Below are 23,014 nucleotides of genomic sequence, written 5' to 3' on the forward strand. Positions count from 1 at the left end.
TATGTCTTTGTTTTGGGTTGCTGTACCACTGATCGTGTTTATGATTTTTGTGGCTCCGCTTTGGTTAATCCTTCACTACCGCAGTCAACGTAAAACCAGCAGCGGTCTGTCTCAAGAAGATTATCAACGTTTAGAGCAATTATCTGAGCGTGCGGAATCGATGCAGAAGCGTGTAGACACATTAGAGCGTATCTTGGATGCGGAGTCGCCAAATTGGAGGCGCAATTATGAGTAAAGAACTCTATCGCGATACCATTAACGGTAAGCTAAGTGGCGTATGTGCGGGTCTTGCTAACTATGTTGGGGCAGAAGTGTGGCTAGTGCGAATTTTAGTGATTTCTGCCGCTCTGCTAGGTGGGTCTTTTTTGGTCGTATTAGCCTATATTGCCCTTACCTTAATGTTAGAGAAACAGCCAGCGAACTATGTTGAAAGTCTTAAGGTGCAACAAGAGCACACCTTAAAAAGCAAGCCTTGGCAGGCAGGGCAGTCGCCAGAGCAGCTATTAGAAACACTGGACAAGGACTTTGCCCACTTGGAGGGCAAGCTGCGTAATATCGAAGCTTATGTCACCTCTGACACATTCAAAGTGAACCGTGAGTTTAGTAAGCTTTAATCCTGCACAAGATCTTACCTGAGTGAGTGAGGGGTTGTGATGACCTCTCAAGCTATTCATTTTATTAGCGAAAATTACGTAACAAAGTGGCAGAGTGGTGATCAGTCATCTATCTTTTGTTAAGGGCTTTTGCGCCTAGCAAAACAAATGGATGATTGATTATGCTCAAGACTTTTTCGCTACTCACCATTGCCATGCTGCTTTATGGTTGTGGTAAAGAACTTCCTCCCGTCCCTGAACCTGAATCCAGACCTGCGAAGCTGTTTTCTGTCACTGTTGGTAACTCTGCCTTTGAGCGTCGTTTCCCTGCGACAACAGAAGCGGGAGACCGCGCAGTTTTGGCCTTTCGTGTTCCCGGCTTAATGCAAACTATCGACGTATTAGCGGGAGAGTCGGTTAGCAAGGGGCAAATACTGGCGACGCTTAATCCTGATGAATATGAGCTGTTGGCTCAACAAGCGCAGGCTCAGTATCAACTCGCTGATGTGCAATACCAGCGCAGTAAAAAGTTACGTCGCGATAAAGTCGTCTCTGAGCAAGATTTTGACCAAGCAAAAGCGAATCGCAATTCTGCAAAAGCAACGCTTGATCAAGCCAATGCGAATTTACGTTATACCAAGCTAGTCGCCCCTTATGATGGCACCATTTCTCTGATTCCGGCGGAAAACCACGAGTTTATCGAAGCGAAGAAAGGGGTGATGAACATTCAGACTAACCGCTTGATGAAGGTCTTTTTTCAATTGCCCGATCATCTCTTGAATCGCTTTACCGTCGGCGTTAATCCACAGGCGTATATGGCATTTGATGCGTTTCCAGGTAGTGAATACCCGTTAACTTTCCAAGAAATCGATACCGAAGCTGACCCCAAAACGGGTTCCTACAAAGTGACCATGGTGATGGAGCGACCGGAAAATACCGGCATCTTACCGGGTATGTCAGGTACTGTGCGGGTCGTTGCCGCTTCATCCAGTGCCACTAGTATACCGACCTCTGCATTGTTCGAGGAAAACGGCAAAACCTGTGTTTGGCGAGTGAATCAGCAAGGTATCGTTGAAAAAGCTGCGATTGAGTTAAATGACCAACAGCAAGTGGTCACGGGGCTGAATGACGGCGACCAAATTGTTATCTCGGGTGTTAGCGGGATTGAGCGTGGCATCAAAGTGAGAGAATGGGTCAAGGAGCGAGGGTTGTAGGATGAAACGGACAATAGTACTAACTTCGCTGATGACCATTCTTACTGCATGCAGTGAGCCAGCACCATATACGGACTTTGGTCTTCCCAAGGTGGAAGTGATCACGGTGGAGCAAGATCCACCGACAGACAGCCTCTATTTTCCTGCGGTTGCGAACGCTGCTGAACGCTCACATCTGAGTTTCCGAGTGGCAGGTGAGATTAGCCGTGTTTATGTAAAAGAAGGGGATAAAGTTGAACGAGGCGCGTTAATCGCTGAGATTGAACCTACGGATTATCAGCTTGATGTTGACAATGCCTCTGCTCGTTACTCAGTGATCAACAGTCAATATCGACGCTCCAAGCCGCTGGTGAACAAAGGCTTATTGGCCAAATCACAATTTGATGAAATCGCAGCTCAAAGACGCATCGCATTGGCGGAACTGGAGTTGGCGAAGCTGCGTTTGTCGTTCACTCAGCTTAAAGCCCCCGTAGACGGGATCATTTCTCGCGTTTCAGTTGACCAGTTTGAGAACATCCAAGTTGGGCAGAATATTGTCAATATCCATAGCTTGAACAGTGTTGAGATCCTGATACAACTGCCTGACCGGATATATGTCAATCAACCAAAACAAGATGACTTGGCGCGTATTGATGCGATTGTGAAAGTGCCCAGTGGCAATGAATATCATGCGGCGATTAAGGAGTTTACGACAGAGCCGGACCCTCAGACAGGAACATTTAACGTGACACTGTCACTACCAATGCCGGAGGATGAATATCTCCTTGATGGGATGGCGGTTGAAGTGACCTCAAACAGTGAAGAAGTGGGGCTTGATTTAAAAAAAGGTGTTCAAGTGCCAATAGAAGCCATTTTTAACCAAGATGGGGATGATTTGGGGCGTGAAAATAAGTTCGTTTGGGTTGTTAGCAGTAATGGCACGGTGCACAAAACACAAGTCGTGATCGGCAAGGCGACAAAGCGTTCAATACAGATTTTATCTGGAGTCAAAGCGGGAGAGCAAGTCGTGATAGCAGGGATTTCGCGCTTAACGGAAGGTGCGAAGGTTGAAGTAATCGACAAGGAGGTTGGCAATGAATAATAAAGTAGACGCGCCTCAAAGCGACGATGATGTCACGGGTATTGCTGCGTACTTTATCCGTAACCGTGTTATCAGTTGGATGATTGCTCTGATATTTCTAATTGGCGGTGTGGCTTCGTTTTTTGGCTTAGGTCGCTTAGAAGATCCCGCCTTTACCATTAAAGATGCCATGGTGGTGACTTCGTATCCTGGAGCAACGCCTCAGCAAGTTGAAGAGGAAGTGACTTATCCCATCGAGAAAGCCATTCAGCAGTTAACCTATGTGGATGAAATTAACTCGATTTCAAGCCGTGGGCTATCACAAATCACGGTGACAATGAAAAACAACTATGGTCCGGATGACCTACCGCAAATTTGGGATGAATTACGCCGAAAAGTCAATGACTTAAAAGGCGCGTTGCCTCCCGGTGTCAACGACCCACAAGTGATTGATGACTTCGGCGATGTTTACGGTATTTTGCTTGCGGTGACTGGTGAAGGTTATAGCTATAAAGAGTTGCTTGATTACGTTGATTACTTGCGCCGTGAACTTGAATTGGTCGATGGTGTAAGCAAAGTGTCAGTGACCGGTGAGCAGCAAGAGCAAGTGTTTATTGAAATCTCAATGAAGCGATTAAGCAGCTTAGGCTTGGCGCCGACAACGGTATTCAATTTACTCTCGACTCAAAACGTGGTCTCTACCGCCGGAGCGGTGCGTATTGGTAGCGAATATATCCGCATACATCCAACGGGCGAGTTTGAAAACGTCGACCAGCTTGGTGATTTGATTATCACTGAAAGTGGCGCGCAAGGTCTTATTTACTTACGAGATGTGGCTGAGATTAAGCGTGGCTATATTGATGTGCCAACGAACGTGATCACCTTTAATGGGCGTGTTGCGCTCAATGTTGGGGTGTCATTTGCTCAAGGGGTTAACGTGGTAAAAGTTGGCGAGCGCTTTGACCGTCGCTTGGCGGAGCTTAAGTACCAGCAACCCGTCGGTGTCGCAATCTCTGAGATATATAGCCAGCCGAAAGAGGTAGATAAGTCAGTACGAGGCTTTGTTGTCAGCCTTGGTCAAGCGGTGGCGATTGTTATTATCGTCTTGCTGTTCTTTATGGGGTTGAGATCTGGGCTGCTGATCGGTTTGATCTTGCTGCTGACCGTTTTAGGTACCTTTATTTTTATGAAGTACTACCAGATCGACCTACAAAGAATCTCGTTAGGCGCATTGGTAATCGCGTTAGGGATGCTGGTGGATAATGCGATTGTGGTGGTTGAAGGGATACTGATCGGGACCCAGAAAGGGAGAACAAGGCTACAAGCCGCAACAGATATTGTTACTCAAACCAAGTGGCCGCTCTTGGGGGCGACGGTGATCGCGGTTACCGCATTTGCGCCGATTGGCTTGTCAGAAGATTCGACGGGTGAGTACTGTGGTACCTTGTTCACCGTGCTATTGATCTCACTGATGCTAAGTTGGTTTACTGCCATTTCTCTTACGCCCTTCTTTGCTGATCTATTTTTTAAAGGGCAGAAAGCGCCTCAAGGTGGTGAAGACAGTGACCCTTACAACGGAATGATCTTTGTTGTTTACAAAGGATTTTTGCAGTTCTGTATGAAACGCGCGTGGATGACGATGATTGTGCTGGTGGTAGGCTTAGCAGCCAGTATCTACGGATTTACTCACGTTAAGCAATCATTTTTCCCGTCGTCGACGACCCCTATTTTCCAAGCTGATATTTGGTTACCTGAAGGTACGGATATTCGCGCAACTAATACCAAGTTAACCGCGTTAGAAAGCTGGATTTCAGATCAGCAAGGTGTTGAGCATGTGACAACGACAGCGGGCAAAGGCTTACAGCGCTTTATGTTGACGTACGCTCCGGAAAAAAGCTATGCAGCTTATGGGGAGATCACCACTCGGGTAGAGAATTATGAAATGCTGGCCGATTTAATGACCCGTTTTCGTCAACATTTGGAGCAAAACTTCCCGGAAATTAACTACAAACTGAAGCAAATAGAGTTAGGACCTGGCGGTGGGGCGAAAATTGAGGCGCGTGTCATCGGTTCAGACCCAACGGTATTGCGTTCAATCGCGGCGCAAGTGGAAGCGATTATGCATGCCGACCCAGGGGCAACCAATATACGTCATGATTGGCGACAGCGTACCAAAGTGCTTGAGCCGCAGTTCAATGAGAGCCAAGCCAGACGTTATGGGATCACTAAGTCTGATGTGGATGACTTTTTAGCCATGTCCTTCTCAGGTAAAGGCGTCGGGGTATATCGAGATGGCACGACACTTATGCCGATAGTCGCGCGCTTGCCCGAAGATGAACGGGTCGATATTCGCAATATCGAGGGGATGAAGATTTGGAGCCCAGCGTTAAGTGAATACATCCCGCTACAACAAGTGACATTAGGGTATGAAATGTTGTGGGAAGATCCAATTATTGTCAGAAAAGACCGCAAGCGTATGCTGACAGTGATGGCTGACCCAGATATCTTGGGTGAAGAAACCGCGGCAACATTGCAAAAACGTATCCAAAAGCAAGTGGAAGCGATTGAACTGCCACCCGGTTACAGCTTTGAGTGGGGTGGGGAGTATGAATCATCAGGAGACGCACAAGCCTCGCTGTTCACCACCATGCCTTTAGGCTATCTGTTTATGTTCTTGATCACTGTGTTCTTGTTTAACTCGGTCAAAGAGCCGCTGATTGTGTGGTGTACAGTGCCGTTGGCAATTATTGGCGTCACCACGGGGTTGTTAGCACTAAATACGCCATTTGGTTTTATGGCACTGCTTGGTTTTCTCAGCTTATCAGGGATGGTGTTGAAAAATGGTATTGTATTGCTTGATCAGATCAACATTGAAATTGGTGCGGGTAAAGAACCCTATACCGCCGTTGTTGAAGCGGCGTTAAGTCGCGTTCGTCCTGTTTGTATGGCTGCCATTACGACAATCCTTGGTATGGTGCCGCTGCTGCCCGATATCTTTTTTAAACCAATGGCGGTAACGATTATGTTTGGTCTTGGCTTTGCTACGGTGCTCACATTGATAGTGGTGCCAGTGTTGTATCGTCTCTTCCATCGCGTAGCGATTCCAAGCTAAGCTAGGTGAAAATGTGAATGAGAGACAATGATGGAAGTGACAAAATGTGCATGGGCGCTTAAACACCCTTTGGAGTTGGCGTACCACGATACAGAGTGGGGCGTTCCCGTGTACGACGACAGAACGTTGTTTGAGTTTATTACTCTTGAAGGGGCGCAGGCTGGATTAAGTTGGATCACTATTCTCAAGAAGCGAGAAGGGTATCAACAAGCCTTTGAAGACTATGATCTCAAAAAGCTTGCGGTTCAAACTGAAGCGAGGGTTGAGGAGATCATTGCCCAGTTTGATGTGGTTAAGCATCGCGGAAAAATTGCCTCGGTGTTCAGCAATGCCCAAGCGGCGCTTGAGCTTATTGATGAGTATGGCAGCTTGTCTAACGCCCTTTGGCAGTTTGTTGACCATAAGCCGATCGTCAATCATTGGGATGAAATGTCTGATGTGCCCGTGTCGAGTGCTGAGTCAAAAGCGATGAGTAAGTTTCTCAAAAAACGCGGGTTTAAGTTTGTTGGAGAAACGATCTGTTATGCATTTATGCAGGCAACGGGCATGGTAGATGATCATTTAACCCATTGCCCAATCAAGGGGCAACATTCATCGTCTTAGTGTTGTCGTGCAAAGTAAAACAGCCCGTTTGCCGACGGGCTGTTTGTTGTTTTCTACCCTTAAATCCCTTTCTTTAGAAGATGGTGATTGTCTATGGGTGCGAGGCTTCACTCTGGTAAATAACGGCATTGTAGCGAGCAAGTCCCGCTTCGAGATCAGTGATCAGCTCGTCAACGTTTTCTAGACCAATGTGTAGTCGTATCAGCGTGCCATCAAAGTGAGGGTGAGAAACCGAACGTAAACGGTCAAAACTGTTGGGCTCATTGGCTAAAATTAAGCTCTCAAATCCACCCCAAGAGTAACCCATGCTGAAATGCTTCATACCATCGAGTAGGGCGGTGGTGGCTGCTTTGTTACAGGTTTTAAGCACAAATGAGAACAGCCCATTTCCCCCCGTGAAATCACGTTTGAAAAACTCATGTCCTGGACAAGTTTCTAACCCAGGATGGCGAACATGGTCAACTTCAGGGCGGGTTTGTAACCATTTTGCCACTTTGAGGCTGCTCTCCGCGTGCTGACGTAAGCGCACATCTAATGTACGAATACCTCTTAGAGCGAGGTAAGCATCATCCGCGGAAACACATTGTCCCATCAGGTAGCTTTGTTCGCGCAGCTGATCCCAGCATTTTTGATTGGCAACCGCGGTCCCTAGCATCACGTCAGAGTGGCCAACAATGTACTTGGTTGCAGCCTGAATCGAGATATCAACTCCATGGTCAAAGGGTGAAAAATTCACACCGGCTCCCCAGGTGTTATCAAGCATAACAATAATGTCATGCTGATGAGCAACACGAGCAAGGGTTGGGACATCTTGTACTTCCATGGTAATTGAACCGGGTGATTCAAGGAAAAGTACCTTAGTATTGGGCTGGATAAGGTTTTCTATTTCCGCACCGATTGTTGCAGGGAAGTAAGTGGTTTCTACGCCCATTTTCTTCATGATTTTGTCACAAAAATCGCGGGTGGGCTCATAACAGGTATCTACCATCAAAATATGATCACCACTTTCGACAAAAGCCAATATGGAGTTAGAAATTGCTGCCGTGCCACAAGGGTAGAGTGCACATCCTACCCCTCCTTCAATTTCGACCATCGCATCTTGAAGGGCAAAATGGGTATTGGTACCGCGGCGACCATAAAACAAGGTTTTGTTTGCGCGATTGGTAATGGCATGGTTTTTCTCAGCAACGGTATTAAACACTACCGTTGAGGCGCGTTGTACTGGCGGGTTTACCACCCCATTTGTCCATTTGTCTTTGCGTCCGGCGGTGACAAACGTGGTCTGCTTGCTTTGTGACATGTGTAATCCTTGTCGATGATCGATAGCCATATTTAAAACATGCTCTTAGCGACAAAGCAAGGCTAAGCGTTAGAGTGTTTAGCCATAAGATATCAGACCGAGGCTTAGCTCGGTCTGATGTTGCTATAAGAGAGGATTGAATAGATAGAAGGTTCTTTCCAGAAAGCGCGAGAAAATCGAACGTTCTCGCCAATCCGACAATGCGACGGTATGAGATTGCGCGATATAGCTATCCTGAAGCTGATGCATTTGATGCGTAAACTCTTGGTCATCAATCGCCAGTGTCACTTCAAAATTAAGCCACAAGCTGCGCATATCCATGTTTACCGTTCCCACTAAGCAGAACTGCTCATCAATCACGACCGATTTGGTGTGCAGTAAGCCGCCGTAAAACTCATAGATTTTTACACCCGCTAACAGCAACTCACTATAAAACGCACGTGATGCCCACTGCACCATAAGTGAGTCATTCTTGTGCGGAATGATTAGCTCGACATTTATCCCGCGTTGAGCCGTCATTTTGAGGGTCTCAAGTAAGTCGGTACTCGGAACGAAATAAGGCGTCGTAATACGAACTGATTTATTCGCTTGGTTAATGGCGAGCGTTAATACCTGATAGATTAGGTATTCAGGCATACCGGGTCCAGAAGGCACAACTTGTATTGGGTGTTGCGATTGATGCTGGTCAAGGCGGCATTCAGGCAGCGTAGGAAAGGCGCGTTCACCTGTTTCTACTTCCCAATCCCAACAATGAATCGCCGAGAGTACGTTGACGGTAGGACCGGTTACTCTCACCATAATGTCGATCCATTGACCTACGCCAGAGTCTTGTTTGAAGTAGGCAGGATCCACCATATTCATCGAGCCGGTGTAGGCCACTTGCTCATCAATGACAATGATTTTTCGGTGTTGACGCAAATCAAGTCGGCGAAGAAAAATCCGCCACGGCTTCACTTCCAATGCTTGTACGACGGTAATGCCTGCTTGTTGCATCTTAGCGACCCATGGGCTGCGAAAGAATCTCGGGCTACCCGCAGAATCCAGCAACAGTTTAACCTCAACGCCGCGATTGGCCGCGAGTATGAGTGCGTTCGCAACTTCATCTGCCATTCCGCCAGGGTGCCAGATATAGAAAACCATGCGAATCGTGTGTTGGGCTTTATTTATATCCTCTACCACTGAACGCATAATCGACTCGGGTGACTTGAGCAGTGACAGTTCATTGCCACTTAATGCAGGTAAGCCTAAGCGGTTGTTACACAGTTCATCAATGCGATAAATATGACGACCAAAGTTCTCCGGTGAATGCGCATGGCAGTCACTGAGTTTAGAAAACCAGTCGACAAACGGTGCCAGCATCTCTTTCGCACGATCTGCGCGTTTACGACCAAGGTTCAGTTCACCAAACAAGAAATAGCAGGCAACCCCCACAATAGGGATGATGTATATCACCATTAGCCAGGCAAGAGACACACTGACCGCACGGCGTTTAAGTACAACACGTAGTGTCACACCAGCAACTAATATCCAGTAGAGAACGATACTCGCTAAGGTGACGAAATGGTAAAACTTTTCCATTAACGATCCCAATTAGAACAATTAGTTAAATACTAAGCCGATTTGAGAGCAGTTAACAACAAAAGCTGAGGATTTTGCGGATTTTTTACCAGAAATATTTTTTTCTATCGAAAGGCGGAGAACACACTAATAATTGTTAATCCAGTGAGCTTTATCTGTGTGCAAATGAAAAGAAGTTGTTATAAAATGTTTTGAGTGAGTAAAAAAGCAGCAGTTAAGACGTAAAAACGCCCTTAATGATATAAATGTAGAATCATGGGGTTCCAATTCTAATCTCAAACTGTTTTACTTGCCATGCACAGAGCGTCACACATACTTTTTTGAAGTGTAAAAATTATAATACACCTACACTTTTAAGACGCCGACATTAAGCAAACACAACAATAAATAAATGGTGATAATGTGGCTACAACTACAAGCACTAAACCCCGCGATAGCTGGGGGTCTAAACTAGGCTTCGTGATGGCCGCTGCAGGTTCTGCAGTTGGTCTGGGTAATATTTGGAAGTTTCCATACACAGCAGGTGAAAGTGGCGGCGGTGCCTTCGTCGCTATTTATCTTCTTTTCGTAATTTTTATCGGGTTCAGCGTGATGCTGACGGAGTTCGCGATAGGTCGTAAAACAGGTGTATCAGCCGTTGGTGCATTTAAATCGACTGATCGTCGTTGGACGTTCGTTGGCGTAATAGGGGTACTCAGTGGTCTATTGATTATGGGTTTCTACCCAGTCGTAGGCGGCTGGGCAGTGGCGTATATTTACAAAATAGCCACTGGCCTTTTGAGTACTCCGGAAGCCATTGGCGACAGCTTCGGCAGCTTTATCTCGGATCCGGTTCAGCCTCTAATGTGGATGGGGCTATATCTGTTACTTAACATTTTTGTCGTGATTCGTGGCGTTTCAGGCGGTATCGAGAAAGCGGGCAAAATATTAATGCCTCTACTCTTTTTGATTCTGGTCTTGGTTGCTGTGAAAGGGTTGAGCTTACCAGGTGCGATGGCAGGTCTTGAGTTCCTATTTAAACCGGATTTTTCTAAAGTCGACAGCAGTGTCGTGCTGGCTGCATTAGGACAAGCTTTCTTCTCTTTGAGCTTAGGTATGGGTTGTATGATCACCTATGGTAGCTACCTAAGGAAGAAAGAGAACCTAGTTCAAACAACCGCTATGGTTACGGCAATGGATACCGGGGTTGCACTACTTGCTGGTGTCGCTATGTTCCCAGCGATGTTTGCATTTAGCATGGAACCAGCTGCTGGCCCGGGTTTGGTTTTCGTGGTGGTACCGCAACTGTTTGCTGAGATGGGCGGGGTGATTGGCCTTCTGCTAGCGCTGCTATTCTTTATTGGCTTAAGTGTTGCGGCACTCACCTCATCGGTCTCTTTGCTAGAAGTTGTGGTTTCTTACCTCATTGATGAGAAAGGCATGAAGCGCCCAACTGCCGTGCTGAGTGCCAGTGCGGTTATGGCGACCCTATGTGTCTTTGCATCGCTTTCACTTGGCGGAACCGGACCTAAACTGTTCGATACCGGCGCGTTCGATATCTTTGATCTGTTGACCGATAAGATCTTCCTTGCCGTTGGCGGTATGTTTGTCTGTATTTTTGCTGGCTGGCGCCTCAATCGTGAAGAGCTAGAGAAAGAAATTACCAATGAAGGTGAGGTTAAGTTCCCGTTATTTGGTGTTTGGTACAACTTAGTTAAGTATGTGATTCCATTTGCTGTCGCTATCGTTGCATTTGCTGGTGTTAAAGCTGGTTTTGATAGTGGGAAGGGTGAAATCATGGTGCTGGGCCTCGTGATTATAGGACTGGGTGCACTGGTTTCTAAGAAACTATAAACCAAAACGGTCGATTTTTAAGAGCCTACGGTGGTGACACTGTAGGCTTTTTTTCGTTATTTGAGCGTACATTTGTTCCCTTTAAGGCAGGACGTTATGTGACTTTGTGCTCATAAAGTGATCAAAATAATGACTGGGCTATTGTTAATAAAAACAATAACTTTGAAGTGGCTCGCAAAGTGTAGTTGGAAATTCTGTTTTCAGGCATTGTTCGCGCACAAAGTGCTCATTGAGGATTGTCTCCACGCTACTTCTAATAGAATAATCGCGTTTTAGTGAATGACCGCTGTGGTGCGGGAATGGCGATACAAAAATAATGGAAGGTGAATCGTGACGCTCTCTGTCAGGAAGAAATTGTATTTGGGGTTTGGCACAGTGCTGGCTTTGTTAATGCTTATCGTGAGCATTACTTGGTTAGAAGTGACGTCCTCGCATCAAGTTGCGGATGAAATTAGGAACGATGATGTTCCGGAAGTGGTGGGCTATCTCATGTTGCTTGACGAGGCTGGCGATGTGTATCGCGACGCGACTGGCGTTGTGATTGGCACTGAGGGCGCATTAAATGATTATTATCGCAACAAGGATGAGTTTTCGAGAGTATTGGCTGACGTTAAAAAACTCGAGCAAGATAAACCACAAGACCTCGCCAACATTACTGAGATTGCGCAGTATATGGCAAACTTTACCAGTCAATTTGAGCGCAATGTGTTGCCTGAGTTGAATAACGGAGGTTCGTTAGAAAAAGCGATCGAAGCATTGCGGGTATCCTATCAGGCGAATCTTATTCCGATAGAGCAGATATTAGATAAGGTCTCAAAGGATGAGATTGAAGGCTCTCAACTTGCACTTACCACGCTAACGGCTTCGTTTGATACGATTGAAATGACAATTATGCTGTTGTCGATTCTTGCTATTGCGACCACAGGTGGTGTGGCGTATTGGCTGTCGAGCTCAATTACTAAACGTTTGACAGTGCTTGATCAAGCTGCGCAAAAAGTGGCGCGTGGTGATCTTACGTCAGTGGATATTCGCGACCACTCTGGGGATGAACTCGCCAGCCTAGCTGACTCAATTAATACTATGCAAAACTCACTGCGTACATTAGTTGGTTCTATCAACAACGTGACCAGTGAAGTTAAGACAGTGGCATCGGAGTTAACGAGTGTCAGTGCAGACTTAGTTAAAGGGGCATCTGAGCAAGCTGATAAAGCACAGTTGATCGCAACGGCATCAGAAGAGCTGAGTCAGACGATAGCGGAAGTGGCTCATCAAAGTACGACAACCTTTGAGCAGGCAAGAAGCTCTGAGGGCGTGGCGACTTCGGGCCGCGATGTGATTGTCGAAATGGTCGCCAGCATTGAACAAGTCAGCGCTCAAATGGAAGAGATGTCATCGCAAATGAGTACGCTTGGTAGCCATGGAGAGCGAATTGGGTCAGTGATTAAAGTGATAGAAGACATTGCGGCTCAAACCAACTTGCTGGCACTGAATGCTGCGATTGAAGCCGCGCGTGCTGGTGAATTTGGCCGAGGCTTTGCGGTGGTTGCCGATGAAGTTCGTGCACTTGCTGAGCGAACCACAAAAGCCACTCAAGAAGTTGCGGGCATCATTCAAGCGATTCAAGTCGGTACTCAAGAAGCCGTTACGTATACCGAAGACAATCGCCGCTTAGTCGAAATTGGCGTCAGTCAAAGTGCTGGGGCGGTAGGTGCACTGGAAGAGATCGTCGGCGGCGCATCGAGTGTGCAGAGTATGATTAATTCAATTGCCACTGCGGCGGAGCAGCAGACAGCAGTCACGCGCGAAATCACCGCAGATATCACGCTGATCAGTGATATTTCGAACAGCTCCTTAAAGCTTGCAGGCGATAGTTCTACGGATATTCAGCGTCTCAACGATAAAGTGGAGGAGTTGGAGACCATAATGGGTAAATTCCGACTCGGCTAACTGTTTAGACAATGGCAGTTTGCGTATATACTCACGGCTCCTAGTTGGAGCCGTTTTCATGTTTGACATCTTATACACTCATAAAGATTTTTTGATCATCAATAAGCACCCAGGTGTTTCGGTACATAAGGATAGTGGCGACACCATGCTACTGGCCGAAGTCGCCAAGCAAAGTGGCGATGATCACCTCTATTTAGTTCACCGCTTAGATAAGATGACATCGGGTCTATTGCTCTTGGCGCGAACCTCAGCAGCAGCGAGTGAGCTGTCTCAATGTTTTGCCAACCGACAAGTTGAAAAATTCTATCTTGCTATTGGGACTAAAAAACCGAAAAAGAAGCAGGGCTTGATCTGTGGAGACATGGAGCGCTCTCGCCGTTCGGCATGGAAGCTAGTCAACACTCAGCACAATCCGGCAGTTACCCAGTTTTTCTCTGCCGCGGCCTTGCCGGGAGAACGATTGTTTTTATGTAAGCCGCATACCGGTAAAACGCATCAAATTCGTGTCGCGCTTAAATCCGTCGGCTCTGCTATTGTGGGTGATCCTATCTATAATGCAGGCAATGAGGCAGACCGCGGATACTTACATGCCTTTGCGTTGAGTTTCCCTTTTCAAAACCAAACCTATCAGTTTACATGCGACCCACGAAGCACTCCGGATTTAGGCGAGAAGTGGCAGGACAAAGAAGTCCAGATAGGTATCGACACATGGTTGCAACCTTGGCAACTAGCATGGCCAAACATTAATAAGTAGAAACAGTAATGCAAACAAACCAAATTCCCGTATTTTTAAGCCATGTTGAGCAACAATTGCATAGCGTGCCAGATGAAGTGCGTCGCCTTTTTCACGGCCGCGGTCAAAAGTGGCCGGGTCTAGAGCAGTTGACTTGTGATTGGCTGCAAGGGCAACTGATTGTTAACCTATTTAAAGCCGCTGATGACGCTTTTATTGAGCAGTTAAAGCAGGGCTTACTCTCGCTCTCTCAAACTGAGATTTGGCAAAAACGCCAAGGTCATGTGATGTTACTTCAACATCGTTATGCAGATGGTGCACCATCGGAAGTGCTTTTGGGAGAACTGGACTCACGTCCAGTGGTTGAAGAATCAGGTCTTAAATATCAATTAGATATTGGGCGTAACCAAAACTTCGGTTTATTTCTTGATATGCGTTTAGGACGTGAATGGACCCGAGACAACGCCAAACATGCCAATGTGTTAAACCTATTTGCTTATACTTGTGGGTTTTCTGTTGCCGCCATTGCTGGTGGTGCAGATCAAGTGGTCAATGTGGATATGGCGAAAGCATCGCTGGCCAAAGGACGTGAAAATCATAAGTTGAACGGCCATAACTTAAATCAAGTTAAGTTTATGGGGCATGATATCTTTAAATCTTGGGGCAAGATTAAGAAGTCAGGTCCTTATGATCTCGTCATCATTGATCCACCATCATTCCAGAAAGGCAGTTTTGCCTTGAGTAAAGATTACGCGAAAATCTTACGCCGTTTGCCTGAATTGCTTACTGAACAGGGGCAGGTTTTGGCATGTGTGAACTCTCCAGCGGTAGACTGTCAGTTCTTAATTGATGGTATGGCAGAAGCGGCGCCAGATCTGCATTATAAAATGCGTCTGGCTAACCCTGAAGAGTTCGCCGACATTGATGAGCAGGCTTCGCTCAAATGCTTGGTATTTGCCAAATAACCCATTGAGAATAAATTGAAAGCCCCGCTAGGGGCTTTTTTATGGCAGTTTAATCGCTTCCTCATCGTCGCTTAAGGTTTTGTAGCCGCCCCATATGCGCGTTGCGGTGGTAAACCAGCATGCAATGCCATAGATGGTGGCGATTAAAGCAAAATGTTGTGGCAGCAAACAGAACAACACAAAACAAGCGATGGTCTCGGTTCCTTCGGTGAGTCCACTCATATAGTAGAGCGACTTGTTTTGATAGACGGGGTTCTCAATCCCCCTTTTCCCAGCCATCACGGCAAAGGCAAGAAAGCTTGAACCTGTGCCAATGAAAGAAAAAATCAGAAATGCCCCCGCGACCGCATTTTGCTCAGGATTGGCGACCACAAAACCGAATGGAATCAGTGAGTAAAAGAGGAAGTCTAGGCTGATATCGAGAAAACCGCCCGCATCCGTAATGCCGTGAATTCTTGCCAGAGCGCCATCTAAGCCGTCGCATATTCGGTTGATAATGATCAGTAGCAAAGCCCAACTGTAGTGCTCCATAACCAGAGCAGGAAATGCCAAGCATCCCATCGCGAAGCCAAACAGTGTGGTTTGGTTGGCTGTAATTCCTTTATGGCTAAGCAGCTTTGCGGTTTGTGCTAAGGGAGCTCGGATCACTTTGATGCTAAATTTATCGAGCATAATCGTCCTCCGATTGAATCGATGCCTGAGCGAGATTTTCAGCGTTGCCCCATGACCATTCAACCACTCTTGCGCCTTTGGGCACATCATCCAAATCGTGGGTGACGAGCAGTGTTGGTACGTTAGCGCGTTGCAGTTGTTCAAACACCCAATCTCTAAACTGACTTCGTAACGCCTTATCGAGCTTACTAAATGGTTCGTCAAGTAGTGCTGCCTGAGGCTTGGCAAGTAACATTCGTAGCAAACTGACGCGCGCCCGTTGTCCTCCAGAAACTTGCTCTGGGTAAGAGTCCGCTAAGTCTTGCAAGTTTACTTGCTCTAAGCAGTTGAGTGCGCGCTGTTTCCGCTCGGATTTGACAATGTGATTGGGCAAGGCAAATGCGAGGTTTTGCCATACATTCCAATGTGGAAAAAGCAGGTCATCTTGAAACAATACACCCACTTTCCGTTGGTGTGGTTCACTATGCTCAATCGATTCGCTATTGAGCTCAATTGTCCCTTGAAACTCAAAATCGTCGCTTAGGTGACCCGCAATGACGTTTAGCAGCGTTGATTTGCCACAGCCACTGGGACCCATAATTGCCACCACTTCTCCCGGAGCGATAGAAATATTGAAACGATTGAGCAATGCTTCGCCCGTTTGCTTATAGATGGTGAGGTCTTTTATTAAAAGAGTCATTGACTGTTCGTTCCTTAACTACAGACGAAGAACGTCGAGTGGTAAATCGGCTGGCGAGTAACGCCGCAGAGAAAAAGACCAGCGGTAGCAGAGCTTGCCAAAGTGCGTAAATTGCCGTCACTCGACGGTCATAGCCGCTGGATAGCGCCACAGCTTCAGTGGTAATGGTGGCTAAGCGGCCTCCACCGAGCATTAGCGTTGGTAGGTATTGCGCTAAGCTGACACTGGCGCCTACAGCCCATGCATAAAGGAGTGCAGGAAGTAGCATCCTTAGCTTAACGATGAGGAACACACGCAATGGGGATTTGCCTAGGCTTAAACCGGCGCGTGTGTAGTTTGGGTCATAGCTTTTCCAAGGTCCATCTAATGCTAAATAAACAAAGGGAAAGGCGAAGAAAATATGGGACCAAACCACCCAAAAGACAAAATGATCGCTGGCGAGATAGAGCGCAACCACCTGAATGCCAAATAACATTGAGAGTTGAGGTATCAGCATCGGAAGTGCGATCAGGTAGTCTGGCAAGTGCCAGCGATATTTTAGCTTGAACTCATGAGCGATGAGTGCAAGCAGCAGGGCAATCGATGCCACTATGAGCGCTATTAGGACGCTGTTCAAAAGGGTTGGCACCATGTTTGACCATTCAAATTGCCAAAAGCGTAGACTAAATTGGCTCGGGATAAGATCAGGAAAACGCCACCGCTGGGCGAAGCTCCAAACGGTCAGTAAGGGCAAGATAATTACCCCCAGTAACAGCGCGCTACTGAGTATCGTGATACCGGGCAGTCTTCGACCTGCGCGTCCGGAAAATTGCCATTGATTGAAATGAGTTACGACGCTCTTTTCGACTACGACTAGCAACACCATCAATCCACTTGCCAACGCAAACAGGGTAACAGCGCCTGCGGAAGCGCGAGGTAAAAGAGCCAGCTCTGGGTCATTAAACCATTGCCATACCAGTACGGCGAACGTTGGAGGATTCGTCGGGCCTAATATCAGAGCGACATCCACCACTGATGCGCCGTAAGCGATCACGGCAAAAAGCGCGAAGCGCATTTTACTCAGCCATTGTGGAAAGACGATTTTCAACCACATTTGAGCAGGAGAGTAGCCAAGCATAGTAGCTATTTTGTAGCTTTGCTCTAATTTGAGTTGTTGTAACACCGGAATACTCATCAGCAGCAGAAACGGTAACTCTTTAAACGCCAACGCTAGGGTTAAACCCAGTGCGTAAGCATCATTCACCAACAAGGCTTGAGCACTGGTATCTGTTTGCCAATTCAGCAGCTCAAATGCTAAGCGAGCAATAAAACCAGTTGGGGCAAAAAGGAAAGCAAAACCGATCGCAAAGGCAACATGAGGTAGTGCTAGCAAGGGGGCGAGCAAGGTTTCGACCTTGTGCCAATAACGACTAAGCCACAGCCTTTGCACAATCGCAAAGCAAAACAAAGCGGCGAGCATGGTGCTCGCGACGGCGCTAAAAAGCGTCGTGGCGATGGATAATTCGATACCATTCCATGTGGTTAACTGTTGGTAACCAATCAGGCTGAACTCAGTCATTGCTATAGGGGGAATATAGCCCAGTGAGGATACCAGAACCCCGGTTAAACCGGGGATGATTGGTAAACAGCAAACGACGACGAGTACAATATAACTAAGTCTAAGCATGAGGATTGTGAACAGCTAGTTTCCGTATCTTTGTAACCATTCTTTTTCCAAGGCGATTTGCCAGCTAGGATGTGGCTCTGCGATGGATTTAAACAGTTTGGTTTCTTTAGCACTGCCACTTAAATACTGATTGTCTAATACAGAAGGGTCGCCCCAAATGTTCAAATCACCTTTACGAGATTGTGCTTCCGGACTCAGTAAAAAGTTGATCACAACTTGAGCGCCTTCTGACGCGTTGGCGTTCCATGGTATCGCAAGAAAGTGGATGTTTGACAAGGCACCCGCTTGCATTGCATAAGCTGCGGTAGTGGGAGCCAGTTTGCCTGTTGCTTGGGCTGAGAACACCGCATTTGGGTTAAATGTAATGGCTAAGTCCAGTTGCCCATCATCAAGTAATTGAGTCATTTCTGATGAACCGGTAGGGAACTGTTTACCTTGTCGCCATGCTACTTGATGAAAGTTATCAAGGTATTGCCATAGCGAGGCAGTGATCATGGGGAAGTCATCTGGGTTAACCGGTTGACTTAATACTGGATCGTTGTTTGTTAGCTCAATCAGTAATGCTTTAAGGAAACTCGTGCCGTGAAACTCAGGTGGGCGCGGGTAACTAATTCGATTAGGGTACGCGTTGGCGTAGCTCAACAGCTCAGAAAATGACTGCGGGGGATTGTTTAATCGAGCAGTATCGTGAATAAATACCAGCTGTCCAACACCCCAAGGCGCTTCTAATCCCAGTGTTGGCTCAGAGAAGTCACTGTCGACTGGTAAGGTTTTGTCGACAAACTGCCAGCTTGGCAGCTTCTCTACAAATGGCCCATACAGTAGGTCGTTGTTTTTCATTGATTTGAAGTTTTCGCCATTAATCCAAACCATATCAACACTGCCACCGCTATTTTTGCCTGCGGCTTTCTCAGCAATCAAACGCGCCGTGGTTTCGGCAATGTCGGTCACTTTGACATGCTTGAGGGTGATGTCATATTTATCGGCCATTTCATCGGCAGCCCAGCGGAGGTAATTATTGATTTCTTGGCTTCCTCCCCAAGCGTGAAAATAAACCGTTTGTCCTTTGGCTTTATCAGTGATGGCTTGCCAATTATCTGCGGCTAGGGCGCTAAATGTGACCAGTAATGTCGAGAGAAGGGTAAACAGCCTTGTCATAATGGTTCCTATTGAAGTTAAGGTCTTGATGTAGACCGGAGCTTGCGACAGTTTCATTCATTATGAACCAAAAAAACTGAAAGTTTTTAGATATTTGTGTTTGTTGTTACTTAATTGTACTTAAAATGTGCGGACAATAGGCAAATTACAAGCAGTACAGCCTAAAAGCGTGGGGAAGGGGCATAAAAAAGAGCAGCGCTGGCTGCTCTTTTCTCTAATTGGCTATTGGATTGGAAATTAGTTTTTCCAGTCGCTTAGTTTAAACACAAGCGTGTGAGCGTCGTTTTTCAGAACTAGGCTATCTTTAGTTAGCGTCATGTCGCTCCAATCAGACAGTGTTTTTGAGAAAGCGCTTTCAACGTTCATCGCTTCGCCCATGCACATCTTCATGGTCATGCCCATTTTTTCAATGCGGAACTGGTTATCTTTCAGCTCAGCTTGACCAAAGAAAGTGTTACAACCAGCGTTGCCGTTTGCAGTCATTTTTTCGCCAACTTCTAGGTTTGGTGCTTGCTCGCCTTTTTCAACTTGAATAGCGTTGCCATCAATTTGAACCAATTCCCAGTTGTGGTGTTGTAGATCAGCTTCAGTAATAGTTTTCACGTCGTCACCATTTGATGCACAAGCAGTCATTAGAACAGGTAGAGAAACTGCCGCAAGTAACGTTTTTAAACTAAGCTTCATAGTATTAAACTCCAAAAAACAATAAGGTATACATTATGTATACCACGATGAACTTTCATCGTTGCTTATTATAGGCAACAAGTTGGTGTTTGTGTCAGTATTTAGTCATGGTTTCTTGATTTATTTTACATTGTTGGGGGGCAAATGGAGCAATTAGAATTTTTTGAAGTGCCTAGCCCTTGCGTTGGCGTTTGCAGTGTTGATGAAAAAGGGTATTGCCAAGGCTGTATGCGAAAGCGAGAAGAGCGGTTTAATTGGCTTTCTATGAGCCCCAGCCAAAAATTGCACGTAATTAAACTGTGTCGCCAACGCTATCGTCGTAAAATGGCTAACCGAACTCCGGCTAACGACCAAAACCAAACCGACCCATCCCCTTCGGCGCAGACGGATCTGTTTGACTAACTATTATTGAGGTTAATCGCTGTTTGTCGTGACGGAGGTCAACGGCTCAACATGCTACTTCATTCCCCATTTATCGCTGACCCAACCTCCAGCGTGGTCATCAAAATGGCACCCACTAAAACGTTGATGATGTTCAATGTGCTGCTCTACATTTGGCTGTTCATCGAGCATTTTTTGGATATATGTGGCGAGAGGGTCTCCGCTGTGCAGTCGCTCTTGTCGAGTTGCCACTTCTTTGATCAATTGAAGGCGATAAGAATTGCTTGCACGTTTCATAGCGGAGTCCTTTGTTGTTCAACCTTATCAAAATTTAGAACTGCTTGGATTCAGCGTCAATCAACTTAAAGATGTTTTTTCTACCAATTTGGCAGATATTAGGACGATTGTTGTGTTAACTAGGAGTTAAATGGTTTATTTTCCATATATTTAACTAGTCGGCGGGCGTGCAGAAATGAAAGAAAAGATTCATATTTCTGTCATTGGGATGTGTTAGTTCAGTCAGTTGCATAATGCAAGAAAGTGCAAAGCCTTGGGATTTACCAAGGCTTTTGATACTAGCGCTGCGTGGTACAGCTTTGTTTCGTGACAAACTGATCGAGCATCAGTTGCCCACGTGTGTTACGCATCTTGAGGCGGTAACTTAATCCGGCATCGAGATTCGCCTTTGTCTCTTGGTTACTACAGTAGTAGTTAAGACCGTTGTTCATCACTTGCTCTATTGGTTTCGCCCCGGCTTGGTCTTGATTGTATACCATCATGATTTCAATCGTGCTGCCCTTAGCATTGGCACGCATGATTGACAGGGGACCCGCTTCAAGTGGTAGTTCCCCTGAGAGCAAGCTCGCACGGTTCTTAGCCAGTAGTTCAAGTTGTTGCTGCTCTGAATTACTTGCACAGCCCGCAAGCGAGGCAATCACAAGCAGGCAAGCAAAAGTGCGTATTTTCATAATCAAAATACTTTTTTAAATGGCTTAACGATAACCGATTGGTACACGCCAGCAGCAATGTACGGATCAGCATCCGCCCAAGCTTTTGCTGCGTCCAGTGAATCGAACTGGGCGATAACGGTGGAGCCAGTAAATCCAGCTTCGCCTGGATTGTCTGAGTCTATCGCTGGCATTGGACCTGCGGTAAGAAGGCGACCTTCGTCCTGAAGGGTTTGCAAGCGAGCAAGGTGTTCTGGGCGAACGCTTAGTCGCTTCTCTAGCGAGTTTTTAACATCTTGTGAAAAAATAACATACCACATGTGGATTTCCTTATTTGATTAAGCAACCTTGTTGACCTGAGTTACTTTACCTTAATGCAATGCGTGTTAGGCGATACATTATCGAAACTGTGAGTAGATTTGTCCTGATTAACACTGAATCGGACGGGGTTTACCGTTTCCATCAATCGCCACATAGTTAAATGTTGCGTCACAGACCATAAAGCGATCTTCAAGACCATGTTCCTTAACTGGCTTGACCCATACCTCTAAGTCAATGCTCATCGAAGAACGGCCAATCTTGGTACATTCGCCGTAGCAACAAACGACATCACCGACTCTGACGGGTTTTTTGAAAGTGATACTAGAGACTGACACGGTAACAATTCGTCCGCCAGAGATCTCTTTTGCCAGTATTCCTCCAGCTAAATCGAGCTGAGACATGATCCAGCCACCGAAGATATCGCCATTGGCATTGGTATCGGCTGGCATGGCTAGGGTGCGGAGAAGAAGCTGGCCTCGAGGTGAGCAAATTTCCTGACTCATTTTGACATCCACAACTTAATGACGTCACTTCAGTGAGTGAACGATAGGTTAATAACAGCAGAGCGACCATTAAGGTCGCTCTTTTTAAATTATACCTAACACAAGATGAAAATCATCTGTTGGGCAAATGTTTATGATTTATCTTCTTCTTTGGGCAGATGTTTATAGATATAAAACCCTGAAATGATGGTAAAGCCGAAGGTAGCTGCGAGTAGACCAAACACCTTAAAATTGACCCAAACATCGAGAGGAAGTTGAAACGCGACATAAACGTTAAGCGCAGCGCAAAAGCTAAAGAAGGCGACCCATGCCCAAGTGACCTTAGCCCAAACCGGGTCTGGAAGAGTGAGCTCTTTGCCCAGCATCCCTTTGATTGCAGATTTGCCAACGAGATGGCTAACAGTCAGTCCGATAGCGAATAGAGCGTAGACAATAGTCACTTTCCACTTGATGAAGTTTTCATCATGCAAAAAGATTGTCATGCCGCCGAAAATTGCCACCATTATGAAGGTGATGAGTTGCATTTTTTCGACTTTTTTGTACAGCACATATGTGACAATAATTTGAATCGCTGAGGCGACAATTAACGCACCAGTTGCAACGTAAATGTCTTGGAGCTTATACAGGGCGAAAAAGATAATCAGAGGAATAAAGTCGATCAGTTGTTTCATGGAAGCTATCAATTAATAATGTAATGGCGTCAGTCTACCCAAATCGCCCCACGAGACAAAGTGTTTCACTCGATTTTATCTTTATGCTTGCTGGTCAAAACAGACCTTAGTAAGGAATGAGTGATTTATACTCTTCCAAATAACCTTCACTGCGCAAATTGTCTACCGCGGAGATCAGTTCTTCGTCGCTCATCGCCGAGCAGCTATCCTTGCCGATCATTAGGTTAAGGTATTGATGAAATTCAGGTTCGGAATAGTGCCCCATACGATCGTTTAACATACTTTTCATGCCATGATGAATCAGGGAATAATAGGCGTAACGGTTCATAGCAGTTGCCTCCAAGCGCAATGTGGCATGTTTTCGCCACCTAGCGATCATCAAGCATATTAAGTG

General features: G+C 46.2%; 24 protein-coding genes. 11 read left to right on the forward strand and 13 right to left on the reverse strand.

Translation table 11 applies throughout. The features are described from left to right. Window position 1 precedes the first annotated feature (1 nt). From pspB to GZK95_RS05630, 6 genes are all read left to right on the forward strand, one after another. Window positions 2-235 carry an envelope stress response membrane protein PspB gene (pspB, locus tag GZK95_RS05605; RefSeq protein WP_075709285.1) on the forward strand — a complete coding sequence of 78 codons (234 nt, stop codon included), beginning with the start codon at window positions 2-4 and terminating at the stop codon, window positions 233-235. Then, the gene (pspC, locus tag GZK95_RS05610) at window positions 198-614 is read left to right on the forward strand and encodes an envelope stress response membrane protein PspC (RefSeq protein WP_171972087.1); all 417 of its coding nucleotides are present in this window, start codon (window positions 198-200) and stop codon (window positions 612-614) included. The genes pspB and pspC overlap by 38 nt, the downstream gene beginning before the upstream one ends. 161 nt (window positions 615-775) lie before the next feature. Next, window positions 776-1,807 (forward strand): efflux RND transporter periplasmic adaptor subunit, encoded by a 1,032-nt coding sequence (locus GZK95_RS05615; RefSeq protein ID WP_075709287.1) that lies wholly within the window; start codon window positions 776-778, stop codon window positions 1,805-1,807. 1 nt (window position 1,808) lies between these two features. Continuing rightward, complete coding sequence (locus tag GZK95_RS05620; RefSeq protein WP_075713521.1) at window positions 1,809-2,888, forward strand: efflux RND transporter periplasmic adaptor subunit; 1,080 nt, start codon at window positions 1,809-1,811, stop codon at window positions 2,886-2,888. Beyond that, window positions 2,881-5,979, forward strand: coding sequence for an efflux RND transporter permease subunit (locus GZK95_RS05625; RefSeq protein WP_075713519.1), 3,099 nt, complete (start codon window positions 2,881-2,883; stop codon window positions 5,977-5,979). The genes GZK95_RS05620 and GZK95_RS05625 overlap by 8 nt, the downstream gene beginning before the upstream one ends. Before the next feature lie 30 nt (window positions 5,980-6,009). Then, on the forward strand, window positions 6,010-6,582 hold the full coding sequence (locus GZK95_RS05630) for a DNA-3-methyladenine glycosylase I (RefSeq protein ID WP_075713555.1): 573 nt from the start codon (window positions 6,010-6,012) through the stop codon (window positions 6,580-6,582). Window positions 6,583-6,673: 91 nt separating this feature from the next. Here GZK95_RS05630 and GZK95_RS05635 read toward each other — a convergent pair whose 3' ends face one another. Continuing rightward, window positions 6,674-7,882 (reverse strand): cystathionine beta-lyase, encoded by a 1,209-nt coding sequence (locus GZK95_RS05635; protein ID WP_075713517.1) that lies wholly within the window; start codon window positions 7,880-7,882, stop codon window positions 6,674-6,676. A gap of 123 nt (window positions 7,883-8,005) precedes the next feature. Further along, window positions 8,006-9,460 carry a cardiolipin synthase gene (cls, locus tag GZK95_RS05640; protein WP_075713515.1) on the reverse strand — a complete coding sequence of 485 codons (1,455 nt, stop codon included), beginning with the start codon at window positions 9,458-9,460 and terminating at the stop codon, window positions 8,006-8,008. 402 nt (window positions 9,461-9,862) lie between these two features. Here cls and GZK95_RS05645 point away from each other — a divergent pair, with 402 nt between their 5' ends. The 4 genes from GZK95_RS05645 (at window position 9,863) to GZK95_RS05660 (ending at window position 14,938) form a co-directional block, all read left to right on the forward strand. Continuing rightward, window positions 9,863-11,293: a sodium-dependent transporter gene (locus GZK95_RS05645; RefSeq protein WP_075709292.1), complete on the forward strand. Its 1,431-nt coding sequence runs from the start codon at window positions 9,863-9,865 to the stop codon at window positions 11,291-11,293. Window positions 11,294-11,623: 330 nt separating this feature from the next. Then, entirely contained in the window at window positions 11,624-13,240 is a 1,617-nt protein-coding gene (locus GZK95_RS05650; RefSeq protein WP_161987197.1) for a methyl-accepting chemotaxis protein, read from the forward strand. A gap of 58 nt (window positions 13,241-13,298) precedes the next feature. Next, window positions 13,299-13,994, forward strand: a complete 696-nt coding sequence (locus tag GZK95_RS05655) for a TIGR01621 family pseudouridine synthase (RefSeq protein ID WP_075713513.1) — start codon at window positions 13,299-13,301, stop codon at window positions 13,992-13,994. 8 nt (window positions 13,995-14,002) lie between these two features. Then, window positions 14,003-14,938 (forward strand): class I SAM-dependent methyltransferase, encoded by a 936-nt coding sequence (locus GZK95_RS05660; RefSeq protein WP_075713511.1) that lies wholly within the window; start codon window positions 14,003-14,005, stop codon window positions 14,936-14,938. A gap of 39 nt (window positions 14,939-14,977) precedes the next feature. Here the strand turns inward: GZK95_RS05660 and GZK95_RS05665 are convergent, their stop codons facing one another. The 5 genes from GZK95_RS05665 to GZK95_RS05685 form a co-directional block, all read right to left on the reverse strand. Then, on the reverse strand, window positions 14,978-15,610 hold the full coding sequence (locus tag GZK95_RS05665) for a CDP-alcohol phosphatidyltransferase family protein (RefSeq protein WP_075713509.1): 633 nt from the start codon (window positions 15,608-15,610) through the stop codon (window positions 14,978-14,980). Then, window positions 15,600-16,289, reverse strand: coding sequence for an ATP-binding cassette domain-containing protein (locus GZK95_RS05670; RefSeq protein WP_075713507.1), 690 nt, complete (start codon window positions 16,287-16,289; stop codon window positions 15,600-15,602). Before GZK95_RS05670 ends, GZK95_RS05665 begins: the two co-directional genes overlap by 11 nt. Further along, the gene (locus GZK95_RS05675; protein ID WP_075713505.1) at window positions 16,255-17,955 is read right to left on the reverse strand and encodes an ABC transporter permease; all 1,701 of its coding nucleotides are present in this window, start codon (window positions 17,953-17,955) and stop codon (window positions 16,255-16,257) included. The genes GZK95_RS05670 and GZK95_RS05675 overlap by 35 nt, the downstream gene beginning before the upstream one ends. A gap of 15 nt (window positions 17,956-17,970) precedes the next feature. Beyond that, window positions 17,971-19,113 (reverse strand): ABC transporter substrate-binding protein, encoded by a 1,143-nt coding sequence (locus GZK95_RS05680; RefSeq protein WP_075713503.1) that lies wholly within the window; start codon window positions 19,111-19,113, stop codon window positions 17,971-17,973. 237 nt (window positions 19,114-19,350) lie between these two features. Next, window positions 19,351-19,797 (reverse strand): META domain-containing protein, encoded by a 447-nt coding sequence (locus tag GZK95_RS05685; RefSeq protein WP_075713501.1) that lies wholly within the window; start codon window positions 19,795-19,797, stop codon window positions 19,351-19,353. 144 nt (window positions 19,798-19,941) lie between these two features. Here GZK95_RS05685 and GZK95_RS05690 point away from each other — a divergent pair, with 144 nt between their 5' ends. Further along, complete coding sequence (locus GZK95_RS05690) at window positions 19,942-20,199, forward strand: DUF1289 domain-containing protein (RefSeq protein ID WP_075713499.1); 258 nt, start codon at window positions 19,942-19,944, stop codon at window positions 20,197-20,199. A gap of 54 nt (window positions 20,200-20,253) precedes the next feature. Here the strand turns inward: GZK95_RS05690 and GZK95_RS05695 are convergent, their stop codons facing one another. The 6 genes from GZK95_RS05695 to GZK95_RS05720 all read right to left on the reverse strand — a co-directional run bounded on the left by GZK95_RS05695 (window position 20,254) and on the right by GZK95_RS05720 (window position 22,948). Beyond that, window positions 20,254-20,475, reverse strand: a complete 222-nt coding sequence (locus tag GZK95_RS05695) for a hypothetical protein (RefSeq protein WP_075709301.1) — start codon at window positions 20,473-20,475, stop codon at window positions 20,254-20,256. A gap of 278 nt (window positions 20,476-20,753) precedes the next feature. Next, the gene (locus tag GZK95_RS05700; RefSeq protein WP_075709302.1) at window positions 20,754-21,146 is read right to left on the reverse strand and encodes a GspS/AspS pilotin family protein; all 393 of its coding nucleotides are present in this window, start codon (window positions 21,144-21,146) and stop codon (window positions 20,754-20,756) included. Between the two features lie 2 nt (window positions 21,147-21,148). Then, window positions 21,149-21,445 carry a YciI family protein gene (locus GZK95_RS05705; protein WP_075713497.1) on the reverse strand — a complete coding sequence of 99 codons (297 nt, stop codon included), beginning with the start codon at window positions 21,443-21,445 and terminating at the stop codon, window positions 21,149-21,151. A 108-nt stretch (window positions 21,446-21,553) separates the two neighbouring features. Continuing rightward, complete coding sequence (gene yciA / locus GZK95_RS05710; protein WP_075709304.1) at window positions 21,554-21,949, reverse strand: acyl-CoA thioester hydrolase YciA; 396 nt, start codon at window positions 21,947-21,949, stop codon at window positions 21,554-21,556. Between the two features lie 131 nt (window positions 21,950-22,080). Continuing rightward, window positions 22,081-22,620, reverse strand: a complete 540-nt coding sequence (locus GZK95_RS05715; RefSeq protein WP_075713495.1) for a septation protein A — start codon at window positions 22,618-22,620, stop codon at window positions 22,081-22,083. A 106-nt stretch (window positions 22,621-22,726) separates the two neighbouring features. After that, complete coding sequence (locus GZK95_RS05720) at window positions 22,727-22,948, reverse strand: hypothetical protein (RefSeq protein WP_075709306.1); 222 nt, start codon at window positions 22,946-22,948, stop codon at window positions 22,727-22,729. Window positions 22,949-23,014: the final 66 nt, after the last annotated feature.

This window comes from Vibrio panuliri (genome assembly GCF_009938205.1).
GTDB lineage: Bacteria > Pseudomonadota > Gammaproteobacteria > Enterobacterales > Vibrionaceae > Vibrio > Vibrio panuliri.

Coding starts and splice junctions, on each gene's coding strand:
- pspB (WP_075709285.1), top strand. CDS start 2: ATGTCTTTGTTTTGGGTTGCTGTACCACTGATCGTGTTTATGATTTTT.
- pspC (WP_171972087.1), top strand. CDS start 198: ATGCGGAGTCGCCAAATTGGAGGCGCAATTATGAGTAAAGAACTCTAT.
- GZK95_RS05615 (WP_075709287.1), top strand. CDS start 776: ATGCTCAAGACTTTTTCGCTACTCACCATTGCCATGCTGCTTTATGGT.
- GZK95_RS05620 (WP_075713521.1), top strand. CDS start 1,809: ATGAAACGGACAATAGTACTAACTTCGCTGATGACCATTCTTACTGCA.
- GZK95_RS05625 (WP_075713519.1), top strand. CDS start 2,881: ATGAATAATAAAGTAGACGCGCCTCAAAGCGACGATGATGTCACGGGT.
- GZK95_RS05630 (WP_075713555.1), top strand. CDS start 6,010: ATGGAAGTGACAAAATGTGCATGGGCGCTTAAACACCCTTTGGAGTTG.
- GZK95_RS05635 (WP_075713517.1), bottom strand. CDS start 7,882: ATGTCACAAAGCAAGCAGACCACGTTTGTCACCGCCGGACGCAAAGAC.
- cls (WP_075713515.1), bottom strand. CDS start 9,460: ATGGAAAAGTTTTACCATTTCGTCACCTTAGCGAGTATCGTTCTCTAC.
- GZK95_RS05655 (WP_075713513.1), top strand. CDS start 13,299: ATGTTTGACATCTTATACACTCATAAAGATTTTTTGATCATCAATAAG.
- GZK95_RS05660 (WP_075713511.1), top strand. CDS start 14,003: ATGCAAACAAACCAAATTCCCGTATTTTTAAGCCATGTTGAGCAACAA.
- GZK95_RS05665 (WP_075713509.1), bottom strand. CDS start 15,610: ATGCTCGATAAATTTAGCATCAAAGTGATCCGAGCTCCCTTAGCACAA.
- GZK95_RS05670 (WP_075713507.1), bottom strand. CDS start 16,289: ATGACTCTTTTAATAAAAGACCTCACCATCTATAAGCAAACGGGCGAA.
- GZK95_RS05675 (WP_075713505.1), bottom strand. CDS start 17,955: ATGCTTAGACTTAGTTATATTGTACTCGTCGTCGTTTGCTGTTTACCA.
- GZK95_RS05680 (WP_075713503.1), bottom strand. CDS start 19,113: ATGACAAGGCTGTTTACCCTTCTCTCGACATTACTGGTCACATTTAGC.
- GZK95_RS05685 (WP_075713501.1), bottom strand. CDS start 19,797: ATGAAGCTTAGTTTAAAAACGTTACTTGCGGCAGTTTCTCTACCTGTT.
- GZK95_RS05690 (WP_075713499.1), top strand. CDS start 19,942: ATGGAGCAATTAGAATTTTTTGAAGTGCCTAGCCCTTGCGTTGGCGTT.
- GZK95_RS05695 (WP_075709301.1), bottom strand. CDS start 20,475: ATGAAACGTGCAAGCAATTCTTATCGCCTTCAATTGATCAAAGAAGTG.
- GZK95_RS05700 (WP_075709302.1), bottom strand. CDS start 21,146: ATGAAAATACGCACTTTTGCTTGCCTGCTTGTGATTGCCTCGCTTGCG.
- GZK95_RS05705 (WP_075713497.1), bottom strand. CDS start 21,445: ATGTGGTATGTTATTTTTTCACAAGATGTTAAAAACTCGCTAGAGAAG.
- yciA (WP_075709304.1), bottom strand. CDS start 21,949: ATGAGTCAGGAAATTTGCTCACCTCGAGGCCAGCTTCTTCTCCGCACC.
- GZK95_RS05715 (WP_075713495.1), bottom strand. CDS start 22,620: ATGAAACAACTGATCGACTTTATTCCTCTGATTATCTTTTTCGCCCTG.
- GZK95_RS05720 (WP_075709306.1), bottom strand. CDS start 22,948: ATGAACCGTTACGCCTATTATTCCCTGATTCATCATGGCATGAAAAGT.